The organism is Streptomyces griseofuscus (assembly GCF_014673495.1).
Classification (GTDB): Bacteria; Actinomycetota; Actinomycetes; order Streptomycetales; family Streptomycetaceae; genus Streptomyces; species Streptomyces murinus.
Map to the genome: position 1 here is coordinate 5081107 of NZ_CP051006.1, position 26020 is coordinate 5107126.

The 26020-nt window shown below is 71.0% G+C and carries 34 protein-coding genes; 33 read left to right on the forward strand and 1 reads right to left on the reverse strand.

Annotated elements, in window-relative coordinates; all coding sequences use genetic code 11:
• From HEP81_RS22885 to HEP81_RS22905, 5 genes are all read left to right on the forward strand, one after another.
• Entirely contained in the window at positions 1-180 is a 180-nt protein-coding gene (locus HEP81_RS22885) for a hypothetical protein (RefSeq protein WP_037653663.1), read from the forward strand.
• Positions 177-1115, forward strand: coding sequence for a hypothetical protein (locus tag HEP81_RS22890; protein WP_037653662.1), 939 nt, complete (start codon positions 177-179; stop codon positions 1113-1115). The genes HEP81_RS22885 and HEP81_RS22890 overlap by 4 nt, the downstream gene beginning before the upstream one ends.
• Before the next feature lie 11 nt (positions 1116-1126).
• Positions 1127-1597 (forward strand): hypothetical protein, encoded by a 471-nt coding sequence (locus tag HEP81_RS22895; protein ID WP_051850032.1) that lies wholly within the window; start codon positions 1127-1129, stop codon positions 1595-1597.
• Position 1598: 1 nt separating this feature from the next.
• Positions 1599-2711 carry a hypothetical protein gene (locus HEP81_RS22900; protein WP_037653661.1) on the forward strand — a complete coding sequence of 371 codons (1113 nt, stop codon included), beginning with the start codon at positions 1599-1601 and terminating at the stop codon, positions 2709-2711.
• Positions 2712-3025: 314 nt separating this feature from the next.
• The gene (locus HEP81_RS22905; protein WP_037653660.1) at positions 3026-3277 is read left to right on the forward strand and encodes a hypothetical protein; all 252 of its coding nucleotides are present in this window, start codon (positions 3026-3028) and stop codon (positions 3275-3277) included.
• Between the two features lie 66 nt (positions 3278-3343).
• Here the strand turns inward: HEP81_RS22905 and HEP81_RS22910 are convergent, their stop codons facing one another.
• On the reverse strand, positions 3344-3955 hold the full coding sequence (locus HEP81_RS22910; RefSeq protein WP_037653658.1) for a hypothetical protein: 612 nt from the start codon (positions 3953-3955) through the stop codon (positions 3344-3346).
• Between the two features lie 165 nt (positions 3956-4120).
• Between HEP81_RS22910 and HEP81_RS22915 the strand changes: the two genes are divergently transcribed.
• The 28 genes from HEP81_RS22915 to HEP81_RS23050 all read left to right on the forward strand — a co-directional run bounded on the left by HEP81_RS22915 (position 4121) and on the right by HEP81_RS23050 (position 25965).
• Positions 4121-4291 (forward strand): hypothetical protein, encoded by a 171-nt coding sequence (locus HEP81_RS22915; protein WP_157854374.1) that lies wholly within the window; start codon positions 4121-4123, stop codon positions 4289-4291.
• 110 nt (positions 4292-4401) lie between these two features.
• Positions 4402-4890 (forward strand): hypothetical protein, encoded by a 489-nt coding sequence (locus HEP81_RS22920; RefSeq protein ID WP_037653657.1) that lies wholly within the window; start codon positions 4402-4404, stop codon positions 4888-4890.
• A 73-nt stretch (positions 4891-4963) separates the two neighbouring features.
• Complete coding sequence (locus HEP81_RS22925; RefSeq protein ID WP_037653656.1) at positions 4964-5728, forward strand: PP2C family protein-serine/threonine phosphatase; 765 nt, start codon at positions 4964-4966, stop codon at positions 5726-5728.
• Between the two features lie 143 nt (positions 5729-5871).
• Complete coding sequence (locus tag HEP81_RS22930; protein WP_037653655.1) at positions 5872-6225, forward strand: SWIM zinc finger family protein; 354 nt, start codon at positions 5872-5874, stop codon at positions 6223-6225.
• 11 nt (positions 6226-6236) lie between these two features.
• Positions 6237-6392: a hypothetical protein gene (locus HEP81_RS22935; RefSeq protein WP_157854372.1), complete on the forward strand. Its 156-nt coding sequence runs from the start codon at positions 6237-6239 to the stop codon at positions 6390-6392.
• Positions 6393-6412: 20 nt separating this feature from the next.
• The gene (locus HEP81_RS42185; protein ID WP_037653654.1) at positions 6413-6883 is read left to right on the forward strand and encodes a hypothetical protein; all 471 of its coding nucleotides are present in this window, start codon (positions 6413-6415) and stop codon (positions 6881-6883) included.
• A gap of 22 nt (positions 6884-6905) precedes the next feature.
• Positions 6906-7832, forward strand: coding sequence for a hypothetical protein (locus HEP81_RS22945; RefSeq protein ID WP_037653653.1), 927 nt, complete (start codon positions 6906-6908; stop codon positions 7830-7832).
• 36 nt (positions 7833-7868) lie between these two features.
• On the forward strand, positions 7869-8252 hold the full coding sequence (locus HEP81_RS22950; protein WP_037653652.1) for a hypothetical protein: 384 nt from the start codon (positions 7869-7871) through the stop codon (positions 8250-8252).
• Positions 8253-8402: 150 nt separating this feature from the next.
• Complete coding sequence (locus HEP81_RS22955) at positions 8403-9017, forward strand: hypothetical protein (protein WP_037653651.1); 615 nt, start codon at positions 8403-8405, stop codon at positions 9015-9017.
• Between the two features lie 117 nt (positions 9018-9134).
• On the forward strand, positions 9135-9764 hold the full coding sequence (locus HEP81_RS22960; RefSeq protein WP_037653650.1) for a hypothetical protein: 630 nt from the start codon (positions 9135-9137) through the stop codon (positions 9762-9764).
• Positions 9765-9850: 86 nt separating this feature from the next.
• Positions 9851-10381, forward strand: coding sequence for a hypothetical protein (locus tag HEP81_RS22965; RefSeq protein WP_037653648.1), 531 nt, complete (start codon positions 9851-9853; stop codon positions 10379-10381).
• A 104-nt stretch (positions 10382-10485) separates the two neighbouring features.
• A complete protein-coding gene (locus HEP81_RS22970) occupies positions 10486-11010 on the forward strand; it encodes a hypothetical protein (protein ID WP_037653647.1) in 525 nt (174 codons plus the stop codon).
• Between the two features lie 112 nt (positions 11011-11122).
• On the forward strand, positions 11123-11380 hold the full coding sequence (locus HEP81_RS22975) for a hypothetical protein (RefSeq protein WP_037653806.1): 258 nt from the start codon (positions 11123-11125) through the stop codon (positions 11378-11380).
• 56 nt (positions 11381-11436) lie between these two features.
• Positions 11437-14184, forward strand: coding sequence for a DUF3560 domain-containing protein (locus HEP81_RS22980; RefSeq protein ID WP_051850031.1), 2748 nt, complete (start codon positions 11437-11439; stop codon positions 14182-14184).
• Between the two features lie 116 nt (positions 14185-14300).
• Positions 14301-14588 (forward strand): hypothetical protein, encoded by a 288-nt coding sequence (locus HEP81_RS22985; protein ID WP_037653646.1) that lies wholly within the window; start codon positions 14301-14303, stop codon positions 14586-14588.
• A gap of 16 nt (positions 14589-14604) precedes the next feature.
• Positions 14605-15075, forward strand: a complete 471-nt coding sequence (locus tag HEP81_RS22990; protein ID WP_037653645.1) for a hypothetical protein — start codon at positions 14605-14607, stop codon at positions 15073-15075.
• 18 nt (positions 15076-15093) lie between these two features.
• Positions 15094-16119, forward strand: coding sequence for a DUF3560 domain-containing protein (locus HEP81_RS22995; protein WP_051850030.1), 1026 nt, complete (start codon positions 15094-15096; stop codon positions 16117-16119).
• Between the two features lie 151 nt (positions 16120-16270).
• On the forward strand, positions 16271-16666 hold the full coding sequence (locus HEP81_RS23000) for a hypothetical protein (RefSeq protein ID WP_037653644.1): 396 nt from the start codon (positions 16271-16273) through the stop codon (positions 16664-16666).
• A 77-nt stretch (positions 16667-16743) separates the two neighbouring features.
• On the forward strand, positions 16744-17571 hold the full coding sequence (locus HEP81_RS23005) for a methyltransferase (RefSeq protein ID WP_037653643.1): 828 nt from the start codon (positions 16744-16746) through the stop codon (positions 17569-17571).
• Positions 17572-17686: 115 nt separating this feature from the next.
• Positions 17687-17983 carry a hypothetical protein gene (locus tag HEP81_RS23010; protein ID WP_051850029.1) on the forward strand — a complete coding sequence of 99 codons (297 nt, stop codon included), beginning with the start codon at positions 17687-17689 and terminating at the stop codon, positions 17981-17983.
• Between the two features lie 67 nt (positions 17984-18050).
• Positions 18051-19154: a hypothetical protein gene (locus tag HEP81_RS23015; protein ID WP_051850028.1), complete on the forward strand. Its 1104-nt coding sequence runs from the start codon at positions 18051-18053 to the stop codon at positions 19152-19154.
• A 28-nt stretch (positions 19155-19182) separates the two neighbouring features.
• Positions 19183-20070: a Hint domain-containing protein gene (locus HEP81_RS23020; protein WP_037653639.1), complete on the forward strand. Its 888-nt coding sequence runs from the start codon at positions 19183-19185 to the stop codon at positions 20068-20070.
• A 114-nt stretch (positions 20071-20184) separates the two neighbouring features.
• Positions 20185-21069, forward strand: coding sequence for a hypothetical protein (locus HEP81_RS23025; RefSeq protein ID WP_051850027.1), 885 nt, complete (start codon positions 20185-20187; stop codon positions 21067-21069).
• A gap of 116 nt (positions 21070-21185) precedes the next feature.
• Positions 21186-22982 carry a DNA cytosine methyltransferase gene (locus tag HEP81_RS23030; protein WP_106979878.1) on the forward strand — a complete coding sequence of 599 codons (1797 nt, stop codon included), beginning with the start codon at positions 21186-21188 and terminating at the stop codon, positions 22980-22982.
• A gap of 119 nt (positions 22983-23101) precedes the next feature.
• Positions 23102-23374 carry a hypothetical protein gene (locus tag HEP81_RS23035; protein ID WP_037653637.1) on the forward strand — a complete coding sequence of 91 codons (273 nt, stop codon included), beginning with the start codon at positions 23102-23104 and terminating at the stop codon, positions 23372-23374.
• 107 nt (positions 23375-23481) lie between these two features.
• Complete coding sequence (locus HEP81_RS23040) at positions 23482-24282, forward strand: magnesium chelatase domain-containing protein (protein WP_037653636.1); 801 nt, start codon at positions 23482-23484, stop codon at positions 24280-24282.
• 115 nt (positions 24283-24397) lie between these two features.
• Positions 24398-24616, forward strand: a complete 219-nt coding sequence (locus tag HEP81_RS23045) for a hypothetical protein (RefSeq protein WP_037653635.1) — start codon at positions 24398-24400, stop codon at positions 24614-24616.
• Positions 24617-24738: 122 nt separating this feature from the next.
• Positions 24739-25965: a magnesium chelatase domain-containing protein gene (locus HEP81_RS23050; RefSeq protein WP_037653634.1), complete on the forward strand. Its 1227-nt coding sequence runs from the start codon at positions 24739-24741 to the stop codon at positions 25963-25965.
• Positions 25966-26020 lie beyond the last annotated feature (55 nt).

Genomic DNA, 26020 nt, shown 5'->3' on the forward strand with positions numbered 1-26020 from the left:
GTGCTCACCAACCTCGACGTGCTGATCCTGACCATCCTCGGCGGCCTGTTCATCAACCCCCGCCGGTACCGCAGTTGCTGGACCGCCGTACTGGCCGCCCTGGCGACGGGAATCGCCACCGGCGCCGTCTACATGCTGGTCACCCGAGTCCTGCTGCCCTGGCTCGGAGTGACGCCGTGACGCCGCGCGAGCGCTGGCTTCAGCGCATGCTGCACGCGCGCGGTGTCCGCCCCGTCGGCCACGCCGACCCCGCCGATGAGGACCAGGACGACACGACCGTCCAGGCCGCCCCGGTTGTCCCCGTTCAGCCGAAGGCGCCCGCCCCGGGCTGGCCCCCGGCCGGCGCGCGCCGCGTCGTGAGTGCAGGAGGCGGCCGTCTGCCCGCCCCGGGACAGACGATCACCCTTGGCGACGAGGACGACGAGCAGGGCCCCGAGGTGCCCGTCGACGGCGAGGACCAGGTCGACGCGGACCCCGTCGAGGACGTCGCCGAAGAAGAGGCACCGGCCACTTCCCCGGCCCCGACCGAGCCTGTCGCGAAGGTCCCGGCCAACGCCAAGCCCGTCCGCAGCACACTCCAACGACGGGCCGGGGCGACGAAATCCGGGAAGTCCGGCAAGGACCTGACGGACGATCCCAGCCTGCGCATCGCTGTGTTCAACCTGAGCGCCGCGGCGGTCGGCTACATGCTGTCGCTCGCAGAGATCGTGAACACCTACCTTCGCGGCGCCGAGCATGCAGCGCGCGGCGTGTTCGCGTTCGTCCTCGCGGCCGCCGCGGCCCTCGGGGCCTGGTGGATCACCCGGCACCCGGCCGTGCGGCTCGTCCTGCCGTACGCGCTCGTCACCCGCCCCCTGGTCATCGCCGGGTGCGCCGAAGTGGGCCGCCGTATTGCGCCGGTCCCGGTCGCCTGGCTCAACCAGAACGGCGCGCGGTGGGGGCTCGGCCCGGACGCGGTCTCACTGCTGATCACCACGGGAGGGATCTCCTTCGCCCTGTGGTGGGGCATCGACCGCCGCCTCCGCCGCTTCCACTGGCTCGTGCGCTGGTTCTTCCGCATCCCCCTGGCGACCACCGTCGTCTGCACCCTCCGCTACGGCAACCCCATCCACTGAAAGGCACCGCAGTGCACGCGCACGCCCTGACGCTCGCGGCCGGACTCGGCGGGGGTCAGTTCCTCGGCTCGATCACCGTCGTCGGCATCGCCGGCGGTCTCACCCTCATGTTCATCGCTGGCCTCCGAGGCAGCGACACCATCAAGATCAACGACAAGAAGAAAGCGCTGATCTGGGGCTGCCTCATCGGTCAGCTCTGGGCGGCCGCAGGCGGCACCCTCGCTGAGATGGGCCAGGGAGTCCACCAGGTCAGCAACAGCGTGTTCGGCGGCTCCGGGCTGCTGGGTTCCTCTCCCGGGCAGGGAGGCGTGTGCTTCATCCTGTTCGCCATCGCCTACGCCTTCCGGTGGAAGCGCCTCGTCTGGCCCGCCCTGTGCGGCCTGGCGATCGGTATCGGCGCCGCCGAGGCCGGAGGCATCTGGTCCCTCGCCGCCAACGTGTTCCACATGCTCCTGGCCACCGTCGTCGGAAAGGTGGTGTGAAGTGGACGTCGTAGACGAGTTGCGCGAGGAGTTCCGCGAGGGATGGCGCGCGGGCGTCGAACGCGGCGGACTCCGCGACGAGCTTCACCGGCTCACCGCCTGGACCCGCCGCCAGCCGGGCAGCCTCGCCCGGTTCGCCCTCAAGCAGATGCACGCCCTGTGGCACGTCACCGTCTCCCTGATCCGTGACGCATTCCGAGGGACCCCGGTCCTCGCCGGGATCCTCGTCCGCGCCCTGGCCCGAGGGGTCCGGGCCGCGGTCCGCGCCAGCACGGGCGGGGGAGCGGCTGCCTCAGCGAAGCCGGCGGACCCGGCCGCCGCCGAAGAATGCCAGGAGCCCGCTCCCACCGAGGAGGCGCAGTTCACCGCCGACGCTCCGGCAGGACCGCCCTGGAAGCGCCGCAAGGGCGCGGCGCAGTCCCCCGGCAAGCAGGCACCGCCGACCGCGTCCTCGGCGCCTGCCAAGGTCGGCCCGGCGGACGCCCTCGAACGGGTCGCGATCGGCTTCCTCGTCCTCACCGTCGGCGCGACCTTCGGCGGGATGGCCCTCGGGGCCCTCGGCGGCCTCCTCGCTCCGTACGAGTCCGGGATCATCCTCGGTCTGGCCGTCGTCTGGTGCCTGGTCGCCGCGATGGTCGCCCCCCGCGACGAGGAGCCCACCGCCGACGTCGAAGAAGACGCTGACGACGAGGACCCCACCGAAAACGATCACGAGATGTCGGCGGGGGAGCAGGCCCACGAAGTAGACGCGTGGCCCACCCTGCGCGCGGCCATCCGGAATTGCGTCGAGCAGGAGGCCGCGGCCGGCGCCGGGGGATTCAAAGAGGCCAAGGGGAGGGGCGTCATCGTTGATGACCTCGTAGCCCCATTGCAGCGCAGGGGAGTTACACAAGCCACTGACCGGAAGGCCGTCATCGGCCTCCTCGAAAGCGCCGAGATCCGTTGGCGCGAGCAGATGAAATTCCGGATCGGCGGAAAGCAGAAAAACCGTCCCGGCGTCCACGTCGCCGACCTTGCGGAAGACCTCGGGAGGCGGCCCCGTCTCCCCGCCGAATTGGTGCCCGATCTCACCCCTCAGCCGGGCCCCTCCCGAGAGCTGAAATCCACCCTCTGACCGGCCCCGTTCGGCCCGGATTCCGGCCCCCGCCCAGGCCCCGCACACGGGCCCGTACGGGGGGCCCGTCATGGGTGCCGTTCGGCCGGCTGTAGGGGAGTGGTGCGGCCCCCTCCCCTCCCCCGCCCCGGAAGAGGCCCCGTACCCCTACTTACTACCGCCTACCTACCTCCCTACCGGGGTGAGGGGAGGGGTTGGCGGCCGCCCGAGTCCGTTCGATAACGCCTCGAAAATAAGCGGAGTTGATGCGTCGGCCAGGTCGCTGCCGCTACCGTGAAAACGTCCTAACCGTCCAAGTCCACCAGGAGAAGGCCGTGCTCGGCCCGTACCGCTACTTCTGCCCGGCGTGCAACCTGGAATCCGACCCGTACTTCTTGAAGCGCACGGCGGACGACGTCGGGGAAGATCACCGCCACAAAAGGCACGGCGGTCTGCACCCGGTGGGGGAATGCATTCTGACGTCCGGTGAACTCCGTGCCCCTCAGGGTGGCGAGCGTTCAGCCGTCGTCGCATTCGCCGTGATCATGCTCCTCGCATTCGGCGCGAAGATTCTCGGACTCGTCTGACGGCGCGAACGCCGAAGGGGCCGCACGCATTTCGCGTGCGGCCCCTTCGGCGTTCGCAGGTGTCCGTTACCGCTTCACGATGCTCGGGTCCGCGCCCGGCTGCTGGACGTACCAGTCGTACGGGACAACGACCGACTTCGGGCGCCCCTTGTCCTCGATCAGCTTGTGCTCCGAGCCCCGCTTACGGCGGCGCGGCACGTTGTGCGCGCGAGCGATGAGCCGCACCTGCTCCTCAGCCCACGGGACATGGTCCGCCATCTCCGCGTTGGTCAGGGTCGGGTTCGCCTTCAAGTCGTCGGCAATGGCCTCGTCCACCGCCGCGCGGGCCTTCTTCTCGCCGTCCAGGACCTGGTGCCAGTCGGCGAGCAGGTCGCGGAGCTGCTCGCTGGGCGTGTAGACCGGCGGGTCGCCCTCCTCCTTGCGGTGCCGCTCGCGCGGCGGCACGCCCCGGCCGGCCATCAGGAGGCGAATGTTCTCGTCTGACCACGGCAGGTGCTCGGCGAGCGTCGGCAGGTTCAGCCGCACGTTCTCCGTCAGCTCCCGCGCGATGCCCGCAAGCAGCGCCTCGCGGGCCTGCGGCTCCGTCTCGTCCACGATGGTCCGCCAGGCGGCGAGGCGTTCCCTGAGCCGGTCGCTGGGCTGGTAGCCGCTCGGGGGCGGGCTGTCGGTGGTGGCCATACCGCGAGTCTTGCACAAGGCCTCCGGGGTAAACACGGATGACCGACCAAAGGCAAGGTCAAACCCGGTTTGACGTGGCATTTTCTCGCCCAAATGAGGGTGGACAACGGTGGGTGGGGGAGGAATGAAGTACGACAAACAGCACGACACCCCAGGGAGGGACCGATGAGCGCCCCCATCATTGCGGCCACCACCGTCAGCATTCCGGCCATCCGGATCACCCAGCCGCTGCCGGAACTGCCCGACCTCGGCATGTGCGACTGCGGGCGCGAACTGGTCTGCCTCATCGACGGCAGCGGCATCGTCTTCTGCGAGCGCTGCGACCTGGGCGCCTGAACGGCCGTCAACCCACCACTTTTCGACCAACTTATTTGGGATAACGTCCACAATCCTGGTCCACATGGTCCAAGATGGGCAAGGAACACCCACCCACGAAGGAGCAGCCCATGTTCGAAGTCACCATCGAGCACCCCGGCATCGAGGACCGCACCTACTTCGCCGACCGCCAGGGCGAGCTGCGGAACATCGTCTGGGGCGTCGCCCGCGCTCAGGGCAAGCCCACCACCAACGACCGCGAGATGATCGCCATCGTCGGCGGCATCGCCTCGGACTGGGCCATCCGTGGCGAGGCCACGCTCAAGGTCCACGACGTCACCGTGATCGTCCGAGACCCCGCGGGCTGCGACGGTCACGCCGGCGAGGACGGCGTGCTCCTCGGTGGCCCCGAGACCTGCGACGGCTCGTGCAAACCCCGCCCCCGCTTCAGTCTGGCCGCAGCCGCCGACCTGACCTGTGCGCTCGACGACGCCGAGCTGGACGCGACCGGCGGCTGCGGCCCTTGCGGGTTGGAGGCCGGGCAGATGTGCGCGGGCTGCGGGAAGTGCAACTGCCACACCCACGAGACCTGCGTCCGCCCCGCCGGCGAGCGCGCCTGACCGAGCCGACGGCGCCGCGCGGCCACCCGGCCGCGCGGCGCCCCCTCACCCCTCACTGAACGGAGAACGATCCATGCGCAGTTACGCGACCGCCCAGAACACCGGCGGCAGGGGCCTCCAGTGCGACGCGGCAGCCGTCCGTACCGCCCCCGACGGCACCCGCGCCTACGTGGTCCTCGACGGCATCGGCACCTCCGAGGCGATCCGCGACTGGACCCGCCGGACGGCCGCCCGCCTCGCCATCCGGGCCGCCCGCCGCGGCGACGCCGAGAGCGCCCTGCGCTCCCTCTACGAGGAGATCGCGGCCGACCCCGACCGTCAGGACCCGTACACCCGGCGGTACATGCCCAGCGCGGCCGCCGTCGTCGCGGTCGCCGCCCCCGGCCGTTCCCTCGGCCTGGCCTGGGCCGGGGACTCCCGCGCCTACCTGCTCCGGCGCGGCATCGCCTACCGGCTGACCGACGACCACAACGAGCGCCGGGTCCTCCCGCCCGCCGCCACCAACCCCGAGGGCGGCAGCCGCAACGTCATCACCTCCTACCTGGGGGCCGTCTACACCGACCAGGAAGCCCTGGACATCTACGGCCACCCGGCGATCGAGGCCGCCGCCCGCCCGCTGGTCGACGGCGACCGCCTTGTCCTGGCCAGCGACGGCGCGTACGAGCCGCACGACGAGGCCGGGCATGACCTGTACGTGGAGCTGGACGACGGTGACCTGCGGGGCATCGCGCAGGGCTTCGTGGACCTGGCCGTGGAGACGTCCCGCAAGAGCCGGCCGGAGGGCGAGTGGAAGTACGTGGACAACGCCACGGTGCTGATCGCCGAGCTGACCGACTGAGGTGGGCGCCCCGCCGCTGACCTGCGGCGGAGTACTCATCCCTTGAAGATTCTTTGACCAAATAAACCAGGATAACACGGTAATCCCGGATTATTCGGTCAATGATGAATGCACGACACACCACCCACCCCAAGGGAGCCGCCATGGACAACAAGCCGGAGACCCGGTGCACGCGATGCCACACGCGGCTCCGCAACACCTCGCCCGACGGTCTCGGGCCCAAGTGCAGGCGGATGGTGCGCAAGGCCGGACGCTCCGAGCAGATCACCCGCCGCTACAAGACCCACCTGGTCGAGCGGGCGGTCGAGTTGCTGGAACAGGGCGGGATCATCCACCTCCGCGACACCGGCAAGAACCGCGTGTTCCTCGCGGTCAGCAGCGACGGCAGCACCGCCTACCGCACCACCCACTCCGCCTGCACCTGCCCGGCCGGACTCCGGTCGAAGTGCGACTGCAAGCACCGAATCGCCGCGCACATGATCGCGCTGGCCAGCTGAGAGGGCTCCCCATGCCGGATCAGACCAAGCCCCCCGAGATCCGAAACGCCATCGAGCAGCCCGAGCCGTCCCGCTGGCGCACCACCCGCTGCGACGGCTGCGGCGACCAGATCGAGGTCGACCAGTTCGGCTGGAAGACCGTCTGCTCCTGCCTCGCCTCCTACTGACCGACCACGGAAGGACCCCCGTGAACAAGCTGCCCCACCTCCACACCGTCCGGCGGGACTGGCCCGACCTGGCCGCCCCCGGTGACTTCCTGCCCGACGACCAGCCGGTGCCCGTCGACCAATGGCCGCCGCTGAACCTGCGCTGGTACGAGATCCGCCCCCAGCTCCTTCACTTCGACCAGCGCAACGGCGCTCTCACCGAGAGCCTGCTGGAGGCCGTGGGCGCCCCGGCCCCCGTCGCGCTCGTCTCCTACCGGCAGGAGCCCGGCAGCCGGCGCGGCCGGTGGATCTGGCGCTGCGAGGTCCACGTCATCACCGGCGAGACCGTCGCCGCCGACGGCTACAACTTCGACTGCCCGACCATCGGCCGCTCCTCCACCACCCGCGACGGAGCCCGCCAGGCGGCCTTCGACCACATCACCCGCCAGCACCCCGATGCCGCGGTGCCCTACCGCGGCCGCCGCCAGTCCGCCCTGCGCCGCTGGGCTTGACCACACCACCGGAAGGAGCACCGTGACCACCGCCACCGCCACCGCCACCGAGACCGTCGCCCGACGGCTGCGCATCCTCGCCGGGATCGTCCAGGACCGCGCCCACCACCCCGACCGCGCCTACATCGGCCGCCTCGTCGCCCACCTCCGCTTCGCCTCACTGACCGCACCGACCTACCCGATCGAGGACGGCCGCCGGCTGCCCGTCGAGACGCTGGAGGTTCTGCAGGAGGCCCGCGACCTCATGGAGGCGCATGACTTCCACCTCTCCCCGGCCGGTCTGGACTACGCGGTCGCCCCCGCCCTCGGCCAGGTCGGCGACCTCAAACCGCTCGGCGCGGTCAGCGAGAAGCTCGCCCGGGACGACTTCGAGCTCCTGAAGCGCCGCAACACCGTCATCCACAGCGGCGGGCTCGACTCGGACGACGACGAGGCCGTGGCCTGGGCGCTGCGCGCCCTGACCGCCATCCACTACAAGCGCGAGCAACTCGCGAAGGTGGTCGCCGTCGACAACGCCCGCCCGTGCAACCAGAGCGTGATCCCGTACCACCTGGCCGCGCAGCGCAGTTACGCCGAGAAGGCCGCCGCACGGGCCCGCACCCACGAGGGCGGGAAGCTCGTGGTCGCCCTCAACGAGTTCGGCATCCCGGCCTTCCTGCACGAGGACCGCGGCGTCTCCTGCGCCCTGGTGGCCGTCGACCGCAGCGCCGACGAGGGCGAGGCCCACACCGGGCCGCGCGTGCTGATCTCTTCCGGCGAGCACGCCATGCGGGCCGCCGGCGAGCACGACGAGCCATGGGCGGGCCACCTGTACGACAGCGACGGCGGCCACGTCGCCGAGGTCTTCGAGTCCCCGTCCGGGCTCAGCCTGGCCGCCGAGTGCGCGGAGGCCGCGCTGCGCCTGGCCATCTGGCTGGACGCCCACGCCGACCGCCACCTCCGCACCTGACCCCACCACCCCACCACCCCACCCGAAGGGACCGCCATGAACATCAACTGGATCCGCACCTACGAGCACCGCATCAGCACCCCGATGCAGTGCGTCCGCCACCTGCTGGGCGGTGAGAGCGTCGAGGCGTACCTGCTGGTGTACGCCAGCAGCGGCTACGGGCTCGCCACCTGCGACGAACACAGCGAGGCCACCGGCAAGGTCGTGCGCGAGCTGCTGGAGGACGACGACAAGCTGAAGGCCCTGTTCGCCCGCCACGGCGCGCCGGTCGAGGAGGCCGGGCCCGAGCAGGCGGAGCGGCAGCCCGAGCCGGACGACGAGCGCGGCCCCGGCGAGGGAGCGCTGTACGGGAAGCTGCCCGGCTCGGGCAGGCCGGGCCCGTCCGTGGCCGACGTCATGTTCGGCAAGCTGGACCGCTGACCAGCAGCTTCCTTGTCGATCCCTTGACCAAATCGGCCGGTGTAGGGAGGTTAACCGGTTGGGCTTGGTCAAGGATGAATGTACGACACACCACCCAGGGCTCGGCCACGGACCCGGCCGGGCCCACCCCGACAGCAAGGAGCGGCCACTATGTTCACCGAGACCGTCGACAGCGGCAGCAGCATCACCACCGGCAGCGTCAGTGAGCCCCACGCCCTGCTCCTCCTGCGCCGGGCCTGTAACCGCGGCTACGCCATCGAGCCCCAGCGCACCGGCGGCGCCGTCATCCGCTGGCGTCGGATCGACCCCGCCACCCGTGCCCGGGTCGTGCGCTCCATCACCCTCACCCCGCGGGTCCCCGCCGACCCCAGCGACTACGACTTGGCCAACCTGCGGGTCATCGCCTCCGTCCCCGCCGTCCGGCTCGTCGACTCCGAGCGGTACACGATGCCCGTCATCGCGGCCGGCTCGTACGAAATTCCGCCCAGCCAGGCCGACCGGCTCCTCGCGCAGGGCTTCCTCCTCAACGGCGACAACGAGCACCTGCGGCTCACCCTGTCTGCTCGCCTCAGCCTGGTGGCCGCCAAGCATCAGCGCATGGAATCCAGCGACCGCACGACCGCCTGGTGCTCGTGCGGCCTGGCCGCCCACGCCAAGAATGCCGAGCAGGCCGATGCTCGCCAGGCCGCCCACCTCGCGGCCGTCGGCGCGGACTTCGTCCAGTCCCTGGACGCCGCCTTCACCGCCGCCGCCACCTCGGTCTGACCGGCGGCTTCCTTGTCGACTTCTTGACCAAATCCATCGGGGTAATGAGGTTACCCCGATGGGTGGGGTCAGTGAAGAAGGTGTCACCACCCACCACCCCAGATCGGAGCAGCAGCCATGACCGCCACCCACTTCGAGCAGTTCCTCACCGACGGCACCAACGACGTCCACTACAACCTCCGCCTCGCCGACGGCCAGGTCATCAGCATCAAGGCCGCCTCCTGTGCGGCCACCGTGGACGTCTACCTGCCGAACGAGATCGGCACCCCCGACGGCGAGAGCTGGGAGCTGGAAGACCCGTGGGAGGCGTGGCTGACCGCCGGCGACGAGCCGGTCGACGGCCGCTACTTCTACGAGGTGGCCGTGGCCAAAGTCCGCACGCTCATCGAGGAGCACGGCGGCGAGCACGCCGACCAGAGCGCCCCCGTCACCGACCGCTTCGACCAGGCCGTCACCGACGGCACCGGCACCGGCCGCCGCCCGATGCTCCGCATCCGCCTGGCCGACGGCGAGGTCATCGCCATCAAGGCCGACGCCGGCGGCGGCTACGTGGACGTCTACCTGCCCGAGGCGATCGAACCGCCCGCCGATGACGCCTGGGAGCAGGAGGAGCGCGAACTCCAGCTGACCCGCCTCAACGGCCAGCCGCTCCCCGGCCGCCTCTTCTACGAGGTCCCCGCGGCCCACGTCCGCGCGCTCATCTGGAAGCGCGGCGGCGAGCACACCGACCAGACCAACTTCGCCTGACCCACTGTCCGGACGGCGTCCGGACAGTGTCCGCCCAGCTCAGCGGCCGCCGTCCGGACCCTCCTCCGCCCCCACGAAAGGCCGCCATGCAGGTCACCGAAACCACCATCCGGGGCGTCTACGCCGCCGCCGCCACCTACCTCCCCGACACCGACACCCAGGCCGCCCCCCGGCACCTCTTCCGCGCGCTGGACGACGCGATCCACCGCCGCTACGAGGACGAGCCGCTCACCCCGCTGGAACTGCGCCAGCTCCGCGAGGCCAGCGCCGAACGGCTCGGCTGGACGTCCACCTGGACCCTCCGCTCGCTCGCCGAGGAGCTGCGGGACCTCTCCCTCGAAGGGCTCGACCTCTCCGAGCTGGTCGGCATGCGCTACACCAACGTGGCCGGCCGGATCTGGTTCCACGGCGCATGGAGCGGGCGCAGGGTCCTCCCCGGCCGCCCGGTCCCACCGATGAACGGGCGCTCGATCTCCGGGCGGCCCTGGGTGCATCTGTGGGTGGACGACAGTTGGCGGCGCAACCCGATCGTTCTGCACGCGGACACCCGGCCGGACAGCGTCCGGACGGGATGTCCGGACAGTGTCCGCGCAGGTCACGCCGCCCTCATCTGGTAGCGGCCCCGCAGTGTCCGGACAGCACCCGGACTCCGTCCGGACAGCACCCGGACTCCGTCCGGACAGCATCCGGACACCCCTACACCGGCGAAGGAAGGACCCCGATGACCGGGAAGTACCTGGAGACGCCCGAGCGCTACGGCGGCGAGCCCCTGTACGGCAATCTGCCCGACGACTACCGGCAGGCGGAGCGGCCGTTCACCGTGACCGTCCGAGGCCCCGAGCGGCACGACTGCAGCGGCCGCAGCGGCAGCGCCACCCGGTACGTGCTCGACGCCTGCTCGACGGAGAAGGCGTGGGCGGCAGCGCTCGCCTGGCACATGGCAGGCGAGGAGACGCCCGACTGCTACGTGGTCGCCGACGAGTCGTACGAGGGTCTGCCTCAGGGGCAGCACGAGCTCGGGCACGTCGATCTGCGTCCCGAGCATGAACGGCGGCGCGGCCTCGATGAACTCGCTGACGACGCCACCGAGCTGTTGGGCCGGTACGACGGCCTCACCGGCACGTACACCCGAGGTGACGGCCGGGTCCCGCCCGAGTGGCAGGAGGCGTACGACAACACCCGCCGTTCCTTCTGGCGCGACGGCTGGGGGCTAGTCCGCCAGCTGGCGAGTCTCGACGGCCGCTGACCTGCCTATACTTGCCGACCTTTTGACCAAATCCATCGGGCTAACGAGGTTAACCCGATGGATGGGGTCAATGAAGAAGGTGTCACCACTCACCACCCCCAGGGAGCCGGACATGGACACCACCACCACCGACATGGTCTTCACCCTGGCCATCGGCGCCACCAGCTGGAAGCGCACCAACCTCGGCCTGACCACCACCGTCAGCCACGCCGGTTACACCTGGACCGTCCGCCTCCCCAAGGGCCACGGCAAGGCGTACATCGACGGCCGCGAGGGCTACGGCGGCTCCGAGTTCGCCCAGGCCGAGGCCAGCTGGGCCCAGACCGGCCTCATCGTGGACGCCGCGATGGCCGCCACCCGCGTCCACTGACCGCCCGGCCCGGCCCCCGCGGGGGCCGGGCCGCCCGCATCTCCGAAGGAGGAATCATGGCCACCACCCCACCCGCCAAGACGCCCAGCATCGCCATCGCCCGCGCCCTGCGGCGCCTCGGCCTCACCCAGGGCAAGGGCAAGGACTTCCGCATCGACGGCGACTACAACGGCGCCGGCGAGCGCATCCGGACCTACGTCCTCACCCTCACCGGGCACGCGGACGAGACGGTCGCGGCCCGCGCAGACGACATCGAGCGCTGGGCGCTCGAAGACGGCGGCTGGTCGTTCACCGTGTGCGTCCGGTACAGCGACAAGGGCCGCCCGCACTGCACGATCAGCAACGGGGCCGTCGAGAAGGTCCGCGAGGAACCGCCCGCCCAGCCCGCCACCGCCCCCGAGCCGGAGGAGCCCGCCGGTGAGACGGCGGTCCTCGAGGACCCGGCGCAGCCGGAAGAGGGCGAGCAGCCCCCGGCCGACGAGCCCCCGGCTGAGGAGCCCCCGACTGAGGAGCCGTCCTTCAAAGGCTCGCTCACCATCACCCACACCCGCGCGGACGGCACGCTCTTGGAGGGCTCCCGCAAGCACGACGGCGTCTGGGAGATCGTCCGCCCGATCGGCTTCCGCTCCTCCCGCAACCTCGGCGCGCTCTACATCCGCAACTCCCGCGACCGGGAAGCCGACCGCTTGCGCATCAACCGGGCGGTCAAGGCCCTGCGCGAGGCCGGGTGGGAGGTGACCGTCGACATCGACGAGACCCAGCGGCGCAGCTTCAAGGAGGCCGAGGCTGAGCGGCTGGAGCGGGCCGAGAATCGGGCCGAGCGGCACAGCGACTACGCCGGCCGCGCGGCCGCCCGCTCCGACGCCCGCCACAAGGCGGCCCTCGGGGCGCTCGACGGCATCGAGCCCGGCCAGCCGATCCTCGTCGGCCACCACAGCGAGCGCCGCCATCGCCGCGCCATCGAGCGCAGCGACAACAACATGCGGGCCTCGATCGAGGAACACGGCAAGGCCCAGTACCACAGCGACCGCGCGGAGGCCGCCGCGAAGTACGAGGCCCGCCGCTACGACCCGAACCGCACCCGCCGGCGGCTGGAGAAGCTGAACGCGGAGCTGCGCCAGCAGGAGCGCTGGAGGGACGAGCAGCTGGCCGCGGGCCGGGACGCGGGCCGGTACGAGCGGCGGATCGAGGACCTGACCGAGGAGATCGCCGGTTGGGAAAAGGTGGTCGAGGAGGCCCGCCAGAACGGCGTGAAGCTGTGGGAGGCCGACGACTTCGCCCCCGGCGACTTCGCGCTCTACAGCGGCACCTGGTACCAGATCAAGCGGGCCAACCCCAAGACGCTGTCCATCGCGTGGAATTTGAGGCTGGCGCCGAAAGCGGTGATGACGCTGGAGGACGCCACCGAAGGCGGCAGCACCTGGACCTTCGGCATGGACTACACGAAGATCCGGGCCCGCTGTCCGGAGGCCGCGATGATGGCCTTCCTCGCGGACGGCAAGGTGCCCGGCACGAAGTCGGCGGAGAAGGCCCACCTAGCGCAGCCGGCGAGCGAGGTCCGCGCCGCGCAGGCCGCGAAGCCGAAGACGAAGAAGCGCAGCGACCCGAAGATCCCGAAGAAGGTCAAGGTCGAGTGCGGGTGGGACGCCACCGAGGCGACGCTGACGTTCCTCGACGGCAAGGGCCAGCCGCACAAGCTGAGGCAGCCGGTCACCATCACGGCGCCCGAGGGCACGAAGTTCACGGACGCGGTCTACTCGGCGGCACTGAAGCGGGAGGTCTGGCGGCTCCTGGTGGCGGAGGGCTTCCGGTACCGGGGCAGCAACTGGAGCGGCAGCGTGGGAAGCGGCATCGTCCACGGCATCGAGCCCACCGAACCCACCGAGGCCGCGCCCGAGCAGCCCTCGGCCGACCAGGCCGCGCCGGTCGACCCCCCGGCCGAGGAACCCCCGGCCCCCGAGCCGCCCGCCGAGGTGGCCGCACCAGTCGACGAGCCCGAGCAGCCGGTCGACGAGCCCCCGGCCCCCGAGCCCGAGCAGCCGATCGACGAGCCCGCCCCGCCCACCGAGGACCCGAAGGAGCTGCGTCTGCAGCGCGAGCAGGCCGCCGCGCTCGGCTGGTCGACCGGCCAGGCCGAATTCGTCATCGCCGCGGCTGCCGGACGGCTCTACCTCCATCAGTTCGGCTCGCTGTACTGCCGGGACATCCCCGGCACCGCTGGCCGCCTGATGTCGGTCCACCGGCTGAGCGCCCTGCAGAAGGCCGGGTTCGTCACCGTCGGCGCGGCCGACGCCAACCGTGAGCGGCCGGTGCTGGTGACAGTCGACGGCCGCCGGGCGGTGGCCGTGTGGAAGCGGTGGAAGCCGCGCCCGGTGGAGAAGAACCGCGAGCAGGAATGCGAGAAGCTGCGTCCGCTCCTCCATGGGGTCCAGGCCCGCAGGCTCGCCGAACAGGCCGCCAAGGACGCGGCCGACCGGAAGGCAGCGAGCGCAGAGTTCCGGGAGGCCCACAAGCGGCTGATGGAGTGGGAGGACCGGGAAGACCGGCTCTGGGCGGCCTGGGCGAAGGTGCACGGCATCGTCTTCCGGCTCCAGCGGCGGCCGGCCGGATGGGTGCCGAGCGACGAGGAGATCGAGACGCACGATCTGGACGCCGCGGTAGTCGCCGAGCTGCGGGAGGACGCCGAGAACCCGCAGCCGCGGCCGGTGCTGCCGGACCTCAAGCAGAAGCCGATGGCGGAGCTGCCCCCGCTGGAGGCCGACGACCAGACGCCGGAACAGTTGGACCTGTTCGCAGTGGCCTGACCTGCGGTTTCCCTGACGATTTCTTGACCAAATCAATCAGGGTAGTGAGGTTACCCCGGAAGGTATCGGCAATGAAGAGGATGATGCCAACCACTACAAACCCCCAGGAGCCCGACATGGCCACCCCCGCCCACAAGCCCCTGACCGCCGACCAGATCGGCGAGGCCGTCGGCCGGATCGCCGGATTCGCAGCCCTCTCCCTCCATGAGTCGTTCCCGCACCTCAGCCTCGACGGCCTGGTGGAGACCTTCACCCGGGACAGCGCCACCGCGTTCCTCGCCAGCCGCTACCTCTCCGGACTCCACGACGGCAAGACCCCCGGCGAGGCCGCCGGCGAGGCCGGAACCGCCCTCATCCGGGCATGGGCCGACGCCCGCAACGCCGCCCACGCCGCCACCGCCTGACGGAAGGAACCGCAGCATGGCCACCCGACCCACCCCTGCCCAGACGAGGGGCCTTGCCCTCATCGCGGGCGGCCGAGTTCGCCTCACGGCGACCGGACTCGACGGCGCCCGAATCGACAGCCCCGACGGCCCTCTCGCAACCACCACCCTCGAAGTCCTGCTCCGTGAGGGCTGGGTGAAGGCCACCGGACCGCAGAGCCAGCCGCTCGGCCTCACGACCGCCGGCCAGTCACTCCTGCCCGACCGCACGCCGGAGGCCAAGGTGCCCACGAGCACCGGCGGCACCCTTGGCAACCGCGTCCTCGCGAAAGCGATGCGCAAGGCCGTCCGCAGCGGCGACATCGCCATCGACATGCACGCCAGCTGGATCGATTTCGTCGGCGGCGGCGACGACCTGCTGTACCGCCTGAGCGGCAGCTTCGGCACCGTCGCCGAACTGGCCAGATTCCTCGGCCTCGACCCCGCCGACATCACCGACGCCCGCTGAACCAGGAGGGAAACCGGCATGGCAGACATCACGATCACCCACACGCGGGCAGATGGCACCCTCGTCCACGGCTCCGAGCCCGGCGACGGCATCCTGGAACTGCTGAACCCGTGGGGCTTCCGCTACGCCCGCAGCGTCGGATTCATCTACCTGCGAGGCTCACGGGACCGGGCGGCCGACATGCGCCGGCTCCGAGGCGCACAGGCCGTCCTGGAGGCCGACGGACACGCGGTCACCCTCTCCATCGACGAATCCGTACGGCGCTCCTTCCAGGACGCTGAGTCCGAGCGGTACCGGCGGGCGGGGGAGCGGGCCGAACGGCTCGGCGCCCGAGCCGACCGCCTGCAGGAGTCCTCGGATGAGAAGTGGGCGGAGGGCCGCCGGATCGGCGCGAGCTACCAGGGCGAGCCTGTCAAGGTCGACCACTACTCGGCCGGACGGCACATCCGTGACCTGGAGCGGGCGCAGAAGCTGTTCGGCCAGTCCGTGACCGAGCAGCAGGAGGCGGACCGCTGCCGGAACCTGGCGGACGCCGCGGCCACCTTCGAGGACGGCCGCAAGCACGTGGGCACGACGCTGCGCCGGCTGGACCGGCTGCGGGCCGACCTCGGGCGCATCGAGCGGCAGATGGAATCCACTGTCCAGGCCGCCGTGCAGGTGGGCGGCACACGGCAGGCGGTGGACCCCGAGACGCTCGCCGACAACCTCGCCCGGCTGGACGCCGACCACCTCGACCTGTGTGAGCAGATCGCCGCGTGGGAGGCCCACATCGAGCGGGCCGAGGCCGATGGCGCGAAGGTCTGGCGGCCGGACGACTTCACGCCCGGTGACTACGTCGGGCTGGGCGGCCGCTGGTACCTGGTCCTCCAGGTCAACAAGAAGTCGCTGACCGTCCCGAAGTCGGTGGACTGGAGGGCCCGGGTCTACAACCGCGCCAACCAGCTCGGCAAGAAGACGAGCACCCTGCCCTACGACAAGGTCACCGGCCGGATGAGCGGCAACGAGATGGCCGCCCAACTCGCGGCGGAGGCCACCACCGCATAGCGGGCCGGGGCCCGCGCAGCGGACCACCGGCCGGGAGGTTCCGCTGGCGATTACTTGACCAAACTCAACAGGTTACGGAGGTTAACCCGGCGGGCGGGGTCAATGAAGAGGATGCGACACAACACGCCAAATCCCCCGGAAAGGGGCAGTAATGGACGCCAGTAGCAAGGTCATCCCCATCGAGATCGCCCAGCAGATCGCCAACCAGATCGACCAGGCCCACGGCACCCCCATGGTCGAGGCCCGGATCTACGGCCTCCTCGCCGACGCCGGATACACAGCCGAGGAGATCGGCCCCATGACCCGCGTCCACTGGGCCCGCGTCCTCAACCGGCTCGCGCTCCGCAAGCTCTCCGCCGGCGCCCAGGCCATGGTCGACCACGGCGCCCTCTCTGGGGACAGCGGCTATCACATCGCCCAGCTCGGCCCCGAGGGCCAGGCCGGCATGCTCGCCCGAATCCGCAACGGCGAGTTCGCCACCGACAACGACCTCCAGTGCGCGGCGCTCGACATCCAGGGCGACGAGGAAGCCGCCATCCCCGCCTGACCCGCCCCACCTCCTCAGCGCCCCGCCCTCAGTGGCGGGGCGCCCCCAGTTCTGCCCGCACGCGCGAAGGAGCACCGATGCAGATCCCGGCCGACGTCCTCACCGTCCTCACCGACTACCGCACGATCATCAGCGGCGACCGCGTAGCCGTCCCCTTCGAGCTCGACCGCGCTCTGTACGGCCGGATGAACCAGATGCTCAAGGACATTGGCGGCCGGTGGGACGGCCGCAAGGCGGTTCGAGCCCACGTCTTCCCCTTCCCGGTGGAGCAGTTCATGCGCGACTGCCTCGCGGCCGGCGAGTGGCCGTCGAAGTTCGAACAGGGCTGGTACCCGACCCCGCCCGCCGTGGTGTTTGACATGCTGGAGCACGCCTCGATCCGAGTCGGCCACACGGTGCTGGAACCGTCGGCCGGTGTCGGCTCGCTCGCCAAGCGGGCCGCCGAGGAGATGGGCATCGTGGACTGCGTCGAGATCGACCCCCGCCGAGCCCACGTCCTCCGGGAGCTCGGCATCGCCCGCCAGGTCGTCCAGGGCGACTTCCTCGACCTCGACCCGCTCGCCATCGATGAGCCGTACGACCGCATCCTGATGAACCCGCCCTTCGGCAACGCCACCGCCCACGTCATGCACGCCCTGGGCTTCCTGAAGGACGGTGGCACCCTCGTGGCCGTCATGCCCGAGTCGATCACCTGGCACCTCGACCGGCCCGCGCAGGAGTTCCGCAAGCTGATCGCCGACAACGAGGGCGAGATCGTCCCGCTGCCCGACGACGCGTTCAAGCCGTCCGGGGCGGACGTCAGGACCGTCCTCCTGTGCCTGGATGCCGACCCTGACGGCACCCTCCCCACCCACGGCTGGCACCAGCGCCAGCCGTTCCAGCTCGACCTGTTCGCGATGGCCTGAACCAGCGGCTTCATTGTCGATTCCCTGACCAAATCAACCGGGATATCGAGGTTATCCCGGCAGGTGGGGTCAATGAAGAAGGTGTCACCACCCACCATCACCCAGGGAGCCCGGCATGGCCACCATCACCGTCACCACCGAGGCCCAGGCAACGGCCGTGGCCCTGACCGGCTACGGCACGGTCGCCGGCGCCCGCGCCGACCTCCTCGGCTTCGGCTGCGAGAAGGAAGCGATGCGGGCGGCCGCCATCAAGGCCCACTCCCTGGCCCAGGCGCTGGAGCGGGGCGAGCACTTCACCCCCGAGCGGTTCGAGCTGCTCGCCCGCCAGATCGACGACGAGATGGCCTGGGCGGGCAAGGACACGCGCCTCCCGGCCCGCGCGAACGAGTGGCTGGCCCTCTTCACCGGCTGAACCACCCACGGCGCCCCGCCCGCCCGGCGGAGCCCCCACCATCCACCCCACGAGAGGTACCACCGTCATGACCAGCACGACCCCAGACGTCACCCAGACCGAACTGGCCGCAGCCCTCGTCATCGTGGCCCGGATCGCCCAGGCCCGCGCCATGCAGGCCACCGGCGACCCCAACGCCACCGTCCACCTCGACCGCAGGGTCTGCCTCCAAGCAGCCGCCGGCATGCCGCCCGCCGCCCGCTTCGACAGGCACGCCTGGATGAAGGCATGGCAGGCCGCCCGCGAGGACGGCAGCCTCCCGCACCGCAAAGCGCTCTACCGGCAGCTCTCCCGGACCCTGGCCGACGAACTCGACTTCGACGGCGACAGCTGGGAGGGGGAGCACCGGCAGGCCGAGATTTACCGGATCGCCTCCCGCCTCCGCACCGTCGACACCAAGGTCTGCATCGACGACACCCTCGGCCCCCTCGACGCCAAGGTCGACCCGCACAACCTCTGGAACGGCTTCGTCTCGCCCCGCTTCACCCTGGACGCCGCCCTCCAACTGGCCGCCCAGACCCAGCAGCTGGCCGAAGAGTTCAACGGCGACGGCGTCGACACCGTGCACGTCATCGACTGCGGCGCGAAGGACCACGACGGCAAGCCGCTGGCGTTCGTCCTGCGGGTCTCCTGGACGTACATGGAGGACGAGGGCGCCGAGCAGTCCACCCTCATCATCGAGCCCGACGACGAAGGCCGGTACAGCATCGGCGGTTGGGAGTGGTGCTGGAGCTACGCCCACTGGAACTGCGTGTGCGGCCGGTACTCCGACTGGCACGAGCGGTGCTGGTGCGGCCTCACCCGCGACCACCAGCCGACCGCACCCCTGGAGATCGCCCGCTGGACGGCCGCGGCCGCCCTGCGGCGGCTGGCCCCGTCGGCGACCTCGGCGCTGATCGACATCCACGAAGGCCGCCCCCACATCGTCCAGGTCTACGCCGGAGACACGGAGCTCGACACGGCCGACGACGGCGGCGTCTTCGACACCGAGACCCTCGGCGCCGCAGACGCCTACCTGCATCACGCCATCGACAGCAGCGAGCCGGCCGACCTGGCGGCGGCACCCGGCTGGGAGCACATCCCGGACGAGCGGTCCGCCAACGTCTACCGAATCACCTTCCCCACCCTCTGACCCCCGCCCGACGAGACAAGGACGCCACATGAGCAACCAGACCCCCCTGGAGCCCGCCCCCGAGGGCTTCGCCGCCGGAACGATGATCCTGACTCTGCGCGGCCTCACCCCCATCGAAACCGTCACCGCCGGGGATGAGGTGTTCACCCACGAGCGCCGGTGGCAGCCGGTCACCGAGACTATGAGCGCCATCGCCGACACTGTCCGCGTCCACTGCGCCACGCTCGCCACCGGCCTCGTCACGACGGCCGACCACCCGTTCCACGCGCGAACCGCGCCCGTCCTGCTGGACGGTGGCCCGGCCGGTGAGCTGTCAGCTGCGGGCTGGACCAGGGTCCGCGACCTGACCGACCGACACCGGCTGGCCTCACCCCTCCACTTCGGGGATCCGCTGGCGATCCCCGACCTGCCCGCCCCCCTCGCCGACGCCGACCCCGTGGACGTCTTCCGCACGGCCGGGGCCATGATCCGGCTCAAGGGCTCAGCCGCGGCGGCACTGCGGCCCGAGCTGGTCGACTGGCTCGCCGAGCACTTCGGCCAGTACGGGGCCGGACGCCGCTTCCCGGCCTGGGCGCTGACGATGCCCGAGACGCTGCGGATCGCGTTCCTCGTGGGCCTCGTCCACGGCGCCCCGCACCGTGAGCGGAACCAGGTGCGCATGCACTCCAAGGCGTTCATGGTCGGGCTGCGGCTGCTCGTCTGCTCGCTCGGGTTCGCCGGCGGGCTGAGCGACTCCAGCAAGCCGGGTTGGCCCGGATGGCAGCTGCACTGGCAGAACGAAGGCGGCCGACGGCCCGACTTCGACGGATACCGCTGGCACGGCGCCCTGCGCGCCGAGCGCGGCCCGAAGGCCGAGGTATTCGCCCTGCGTGTGGCTGACGGTGGCTCGTACCTGGCCGACGGCATCACGGCCTGACCAGCGACTTCCTGACGCTTCTTTGACCAAATCGGCCGGGGTAACGAGGTTACCCCGGATGGTGGGGTCAATGATCGAGGATGCAACACCCACCACACACAGAACGGACCCGGCATGGACCGCCAGCCCCCTTCTCGCCCCGCCTACGAACTGCCCGCCAGCAGCGCGCTCGGCGCAGCCGTCGACCAGGCCCTGAACGACAACCAGACCGCGCACGAGCAGCTCGGCCGCGTCATGCTCGTCGTCACCGCCGCGGCCGTCCGCGACATCCTCACCGGCCACCAGCCCGGCGCCCCCTTCGATGCCGCCCGCCTCGAACTGGTCGCAGGCGAGGACTCGCTGTTTCCCACCGGCCGCTACTGGACGACGGCCGGCGCCGAGCGCACCTTCACCGACGACGTCGGCCAGACCGAGGCCGGGAACGCCCTGCACGACCTCAGTGGCTGGACGGCATACCTGGACGACAACACCCGAGGTGTCTGGCGCCCACTGTGCGACGAACTGCCCGACCGCTACGGCCGACCCGCCTTCACCCTCGACCTCATGCGGGCCGCCTCCCTCACCCTCGACCCGCCCAGCCCGGCCGCCCCGGAAGCCGCCCCCGGCTCGATGGTCGAAGTCCTGGTGTGTGCCAACGACCGCGACCACTACCCGGCGCTCATCGACCCCGCTGACCAGCGCGACGGCTACGTGCGGCCCTGGCTCGACCTCCGCACCGTCCGCCGGATCGCCGCCGACACCCAGCGAGACGCCGCCAGGTACGGGCACGGCTCGATCGACACCGTTCACGTCCTGAGCGGCAGGGTCAACCGCACCCGGCACGCGGTCGTCATCGTCACCTGCTGGATGCACCTCGCCGGCGAGCGGCGCGAGCAGGCGGTCGAGGTCCTCCACCCCAACGCCGACGGCCGGTACGCCATCGGCGGCCACGAGTGGGGCTGGTACGCGCTCGACCGGGACCTTTTCCCCCTGATCCCGTTCCGGCCGGACGGCATCTGACCCGCGGCTTCACTGACGATTCTTTGACCAAACCCATCGGGATAACGAGGTTATCCCGAGGGGTGGGGTCAATGAAAGAGGACGACACACCCACCCACCCGGAAGGGACGGACCGAATGCCCTACATCTCCTCCACCACCCGCGCGATGGCCTCGGCCTCCAGCTCGGCCCAGACCTACGCCCTGCGCCGGCGAACCAAGGCGTACAGGCACGACGGCACCGAGCTGTCGGTCATGGACTGGTTCTGCGGGGCGGGTGGCTCCACCCAGGGCGCGGACGCCGTCCCGAACGTCAAGGTGACCCGGGCCGCGAACCACTGGCGGCGGGCGATCGAGAGTCACGAGCGGAACTTCCCCGGCGTCGCCCACTACATCGGCGACATCCGCAAGGCCCCGGTCTGGGCCTGGCCGATCACCGACATCCACTGGGGCTCGCCCGAGTGCACTCGGTGGAGCATTGCCCAGGGCAAAAAGCGGGACTTCGCCAAGGCCGTCCAGGGCGACCTGCTCGACCTGTACGCAGACCTGGAGGCGGATAAGTTCCAGACGGAGGACGAGAGGGACAGCGGCCCGACGGCGGAGGATGAGGCCAGTCGGGCGCTGATGGAAGAGATCCCGCTCTACCTGCGAGGCGTAATCGAGCGCGGCGGCCTGGTCAAGGCGGGCGTGGTCGAGAACGTGGTCGACGTCCGGCAGTGGGCCGAGTGGGACCGCTGGATCGCGGAGTTCCACAAGATGGGCTACCGGACCCGGCTGGTCGCGCTGAACTCGATGCACGCCGAGCCGCGCTCGGTGCACCGCGCCCCGCAGTCCCGCGACCGTCTCTACCTGGTCTACTGGCACCAGAGCCTCGGCCGCACCCCGAACTTCGAGAAGTGGCTCGCCCCCTCAGCGTTCTGCACCGGCTGCGACCAGATGGTCAAGGCCCGGCAGGTCTTCCGGAAGCCCGGCGTCGACATGGGCCGGTACAAGAGCCAGTACGACTACCGGTGCCCGAACACGAAGTGTGGCCACCAGATCGTGGAACCCGAGACGCTCCCCGCGGCGGCGGCCATCGACTGGTCGATCGCGGGCGGTCGGATCGGCGACCGCAAGACCCCGCTGGCCGAGAAGACGATGCGGCGCATCCAGGCCGGGCTGGACAAGTTCGCCCGCCCGCTGATGGTGCCCACCGGCGGCACCTGGCGGGACTCGGCCACCGACCTCCTCGACCCGATGCCGACCCGCACCACCCGCGAGAATGACGCGCTGGCGGTACCGCCGCTGCTCGTCCCGTGCGACGGCCGCGAAGGCAAGAACGCCCGCACGGTCTACGGGCCGATGCAGACCCAGACCGCCAGGGCCGAGGCCGGGCTCGCGTGGCTGCCGTTCATCACCGAGATCCGGGGCGGCAGCAGCGACGTCCGCGCGATCAGCGACCCGCTCGCGACGGTCTGCGCCAGCGGCAATCACCACGGCCTGGCCGCGGTCCCGATGCCGGGCATGATGATGCGGAACAACGGCTCCACCGGCGACGGCGGCGAGCACTGCACCGACCTGGCCGAGCCGATGCGGACCCTCACCACCACCGGCCACCAGTCCCTCGTCACCTGGGAACCCTTCCTGGCCCCGTACTACGGCAACGGGACCCCGCGCCCGGTCAGCGAGCCCGTCGGCGCGATCTCCACCCGTGACCGCTTCGCCCTGGTCCAGGGGGACATCAAGATCGAAGACGTCCTGTTCCGGATGCTCCAGCCGCACGAGATCCAGCGCGCGATGGCCTTCGCCGACGACTACGTGGTGCTGGGCTCGAAGCGCGACCGGGTGCGCCAGCTGGGCAACGCGGTCACCCCGAACGTCTCGGAGGTCCTGATCTGCATGCTCGCCGAGTGCATCACCGGCGAGGAGATCGACCGCTACGACCTGGCCGCCTGACCAGCGGCTTTCCTGACAATCCTTGACCAATTCAGCCGGGATAGCGAGGTTATCCCGGCTTGTTTGCGGAAAGATGAAGGCAGGACACACCACCACCCATCAGGGACGGAGCGCCAGACATGGACCAGACCCGGACCCCCCTCCTCCATCTGTACTGGGACCTGGAGGACAGCGACATCTCCGACGGGCTGTTCGAGGGCCCGTGGAACACCCGGACCCTGGCCTACGAGCTGGCTGCCACGTTCAGCCCGAACGCGGCGCACCCGAAGCGGCGCCAGTTCCTCGCCGAGTACGAGTCGGACGGCTGGGGCGGGTGGGTGCGCGGCAACATCTGCCGGGCCCTGGCCGCCGAGGGCGTCACCCTCCACACCATCAACCGCCGCAAGTCCTGACGGCCGGGCGGCCGGGCGGCTGCCTCCGGCGCAGGCGGCGCGACGGGCCCCGAGCCCGGTGCGCGCCGCCCGCCCCGGAACCGCCACCTCACCCCAGGGAGAAAGCCATGATCACCACCCGCACCCCCGAGTTCATCATCGTCGGCCGCAGGGACGCCGCCAGCTACACCCTGTGGGACATCGCCCCCGCGCCGGCCGACCTCATTCGCAGGCGCAGGGCGGTCGAGGAGCTGGACGTCGAAGCGGGCGACGCCCTCGGCCAGGTGGACATCATCCAGGGCGCCACAGGGGCCGAGGCCCTCGACAGCTTCATCGACGGCCTGCGGCGGGCATCCGGCAACCCCGACTACGCGCTCGCCCCGACCAGCAACCTCAGCAACCTGGCCGCCACCTCCGCCCACACCAACGGCGCCGCCAGCACCGGGATGGTGCTGGTCGAGGCCACGGTCTGGCCCGGCCCGGACAGCTTCCGGATCACCGGATGGCACACCTTCGACACCGCGCCGGAAGGGCGGATCCACGGCGCGATCGTCAGCAGCGGCTTCACCTTCCCCGACGGCGCGGTGACGGTCCGGATCAACGACCACCATAACGTGACCAGCACGCTCGACCTCGCGACAGCCTGCACCGTCCTCGCCGCCAGCGGCCAGCTCGACTCCCGCGTGCTCGGCCAGGTCGTGCTCCTCGGCGAGCTGCGCGGCTTCGACGGGGCGATCAACGGTCTCCCCGGCGTCACCGACGCGGCCCGCACCGCGCACATCAACGGCCACCGCACCGTCCTCGTCCCCGCCCGTCAGGCTCACGACGTCCGCGCCCTCGGCCTCGATCTCAACGTGATCGCCGTCCGAGACCTCGCTGCGGCGGTTACCGCCCTCCGGGCCCTGGCGGAGCTGGCGGGCCGGGCCTGACCAGCGGCTTTCCTGCCGCTTCTTTGACCAAACCCACCGGTGCAGGGAGAGTAAACCGGGAGGTTTGGTCAATGAATGAAGTGCGACACACCACCTCACCTCCAGGGAGCACACGATGGCGATCCTCCTCATCAGCAACAGCACCGGCTCGGTCACCGCGACGGTCAACGCCAGCCCCGCGCCCGTCCTCACCCCCGCAAAGCCGGTCACCACCCCCATCCCGGCAACGGGCCTCGGCGAGTGCGAGGACTGCAGGTCGGAGCTGGTGGCGCTCACCAACAACAAGGGGGAGGTGCGGACGGCGTTCTGCGAGTACTGCGAGTTCGGCTTCTGACCCGGCCGGGCGGCCAGCCGGCCGCCCCCGGAGCGGGCAGCGCGACGGGCCTCGGCCCGGTGCGCGCCGCCCGCCCCGGAGCCGCCACCCCGGCACTCCACAACCCACCGAGGGAATCGACCATGAGCTACGAGCCCCGCATGACCGACCGCCAGCCGCCGAGCTACACGCCGAGCGAGTCGATCACCGGCATCCCCGCCCGTCCACCGGTCCTGGCCACCGACCACTCGGCCCACACCACCCGGACCGACTCCACGACCGCCGCCCTCTCCCACGCCGCCAACAACGCGCTGGACAACGCCGCGCGCGCCCGCACCGTCCTCCACCGCAGGACCCTCGAATACGTCGCCCGCCTCATCCGCGAGGCCCTGCCCGACGCGACCACGATCACCGCAGACACCGAAGCATGCGAGCTGCACGAGGTCCGCGACGGCAACGGCAAGACCCTCTTCCACACCGACGACAGGTACCTCTCGACCAGCCCCCTCACCGACAGCTACGCCGACGACATCGACCACCTGCTCGCGGAGGCGTTCCCCTTCGGCGGCCTCCTCGCGGCCGGCTGGGAGGTCGCAGCCGAAGGCGAGCCGTACCGGTCGGTGACCCTGCCCACGGTCGACGTCACCGGCAGGCGCACCGCGGCCACCTCGTTCCCCACCCCCAGGGGCATGGCCTCGATCCGCGCCGAGTACCACCGGGGCGCCACCGCGGCCATCCAGATCACCGACAACCCGGCCTCCCCCTTCGTCCGCGAAACCCGCGACCAGGCCCGCGAGACCCGCGATCGCATCCGCGCGGCCATCGTCAACAGCGACCTGGGATGGGAGCCCGGCGCGATGGACATCGCAGCCGAGTGGCCGGCGCTGCGCTTCGGCTCCGCCTCCGACCTGGCGTTCGCCTGCACCGCACTCGCCGCCGCGGGCGCCTTCGACCCGGCCGCACTGAACGGGGTGGTCCTGATCGGCGAGCTGGGGCTCGACGGCCGGGTCCGCTACGTGGAGGACGTCACCGCCCTCATCCGCACCGCCCAGACCGCCGGATACCGGAAGTTCATCGTGGCCGCCGACGACTTCGACGAGGCCAGCCAGAACGAGGACGTCACCGTGGTCGGCGCGAACAACCTCGCGGCAGCGGTCGACTTCCTCGAGGAGATGCACGCCGACACCACCACCCCCGCAGACGAGGCCCGGCCGCACGGGACGCCGGGGGAGGACGCCGGCCCGTGCGCCCAGTGCGAGAAGCCGCTGATCTGGGACGGCACCGGCAACCGGCTGCACGACGAGTGGGGCGAGTACATCTGCACCGGCCCCAAGACGGCCAGCAGCAACGTCCACGTCCTGGCCAAGTAGCAGCCGCCGGCGGGCCGGGGAGCAGGCAGCGCTCCCCGGCCCGCTCTCATCCTCC

What these genes read in the sequence shown, in the direction of transcription:
- HEP81_RS22910 (WP_037653658.1), bottom strand. Translation starts at nt 3,955, where the DNA reads ATGGCCACCACCGACAGCCCGCCCCCGAGCGGCTACCAGCCCAGCGAC.
- HEP81_RS22915 (WP_157854374.1), top strand. Translation starts at nt 4,121, where the DNA reads ATGAGCGCCCCCATCATTGCGGCCACCACCGTCAGCATTCCGGCCATC.
- HEP81_RS22920 (WP_037653657.1), top strand. Translation starts at nt 4,402, where the DNA reads ATGTTCGAAGTCACCATCGAGCACCCCGGCATCGAGGACCGCACCTAC.
- HEP81_RS22925 (WP_037653656.1), top strand. Translation starts at nt 4,964, where the DNA reads ATGCGCAGTTACGCGACCGCCCAGAACACCGGCGGCAGGGGCCTCCAG.
- HEP81_RS22930 (WP_037653655.1), top strand. Translation starts at nt 5,872, where the DNA reads ATGGACAACAAGCCGGAGACCCGGTGCACGCGATGCCACACGCGGCTC.
- HEP81_RS22935 (WP_157854372.1), top strand. Translation starts at nt 6,237, where the DNA reads ATGCCGGATCAGACCAAGCCCCCCGAGATCCGAAACGCCATCGAGCAG.
- HEP81_RS22950 (WP_037653652.1), top strand. Translation starts at nt 7,869, where the DNA reads ATGAACATCAACTGGATCCGCACCTACGAGCACCGCATCAGCACCCCG.
- HEP81_RS22955 (WP_037653651.1), top strand. Translation starts at nt 8,403, where the DNA reads ATGTTCACCGAGACCGTCGACAGCGGCAGCAGCATCACCACCGGCAGC.
- HEP81_RS22960 (WP_037653650.1), top strand. Translation starts at nt 9,135, where the DNA reads ATGACCGCCACCCACTTCGAGCAGTTCCTCACCGACGGCACCAACGAC.
- HEP81_RS22965 (WP_037653648.1), top strand. Translation starts at nt 9,851, where the DNA reads ATGCAGGTCACCGAAACCACCATCCGGGGCGTCTACGCCGCCGCCGCC.
- HEP81_RS22970 (WP_037653647.1), top strand. Translation starts at nt 10,486, where the DNA reads ATGACCGGGAAGTACCTGGAGACGCCCGAGCGCTACGGCGGCGAGCCC.
- HEP81_RS22975 (WP_037653806.1), top strand. Translation starts at nt 11,123, where the DNA reads ATGGACACCACCACCACCGACATGGTCTTCACCCTGGCCATCGGCGCC.
- HEP81_RS22980 (WP_051850031.1), top strand. Translation starts at nt 11,437, where the DNA reads ATGGCCACCACCCCACCCGCCAAGACGCCCAGCATCGCCATCGCCCGC.
- HEP81_RS22985 (WP_037653646.1), top strand. Translation starts at nt 14,301, where the DNA reads ATGGCCACCCCCGCCCACAAGCCCCTGACCGCCGACCAGATCGGCGAG.
- HEP81_RS22990 (WP_037653645.1), top strand. Translation starts at nt 14,605, where the DNA reads ATGGCCACCCGACCCACCCCTGCCCAGACGAGGGGCCTTGCCCTCATC.
- HEP81_RS22995 (WP_051850030.1), top strand. Translation starts at nt 15,094, where the DNA reads ATGGCAGACATCACGATCACCCACACGCGGGCAGATGGCACCCTCGTC.
- HEP81_RS23000 (WP_037653644.1), top strand. Translation starts at nt 16,271, where the DNA reads ATGGACGCCAGTAGCAAGGTCATCCCCATCGAGATCGCCCAGCAGATC.
- HEP81_RS23005 (WP_037653643.1), top strand. Translation starts at nt 16,744, where the DNA reads ATGCAGATCCCGGCCGACGTCCTCACCGTCCTCACCGACTACCGCACG.
- HEP81_RS23010 (WP_051850029.1), top strand. Translation starts at nt 17,687, where the DNA reads ATGGCCACCATCACCGTCACCACCGAGGCCCAGGCAACGGCCGTGGCC.
- HEP81_RS23015 (WP_051850028.1), top strand. Translation starts at nt 18,051, where the DNA reads ATGACCAGCACGACCCCAGACGTCACCCAGACCGAACTGGCCGCAGCC.
- HEP81_RS23020 (WP_037653639.1), top strand. Translation starts at nt 19,183, where the DNA reads ATGAGCAACCAGACCCCCCTGGAGCCCGCCCCCGAGGGCTTCGCCGCC.
- HEP81_RS23025 (WP_051850027.1), top strand. Translation starts at nt 20,185, where the DNA reads ATGGACCGCCAGCCCCCTTCTCGCCCCGCCTACGAACTGCCCGCCAGC.
- HEP81_RS23030 (WP_106979878.1), top strand. Translation starts at nt 21,186, where the DNA reads ATGCCCTACATCTCCTCCACCACCCGCGCGATGGCCTCGGCCTCCAGC.
- HEP81_RS23035 (WP_037653637.1), top strand. Translation starts at nt 23,102, where the DNA reads ATGGACCAGACCCGGACCCCCCTCCTCCATCTGTACTGGGACCTGGAG.
- HEP81_RS23040 (WP_037653636.1), top strand. Translation starts at nt 23,482, where the DNA reads ATGATCACCACCCGCACCCCCGAGTTCATCATCGTCGGCCGCAGGGAC.
- HEP81_RS23045 (WP_037653635.1), top strand. Translation starts at nt 24,398, where the DNA reads ATGGCGATCCTCCTCATCAGCAACAGCACCGGCTCGGTCACCGCGACG.
- HEP81_RS23050 (WP_037653634.1), top strand. Translation starts at nt 24,739, where the DNA reads ATGAGCTACGAGCCCCGCATGACCGACCGCCAGCCGCCGAGCTACACG.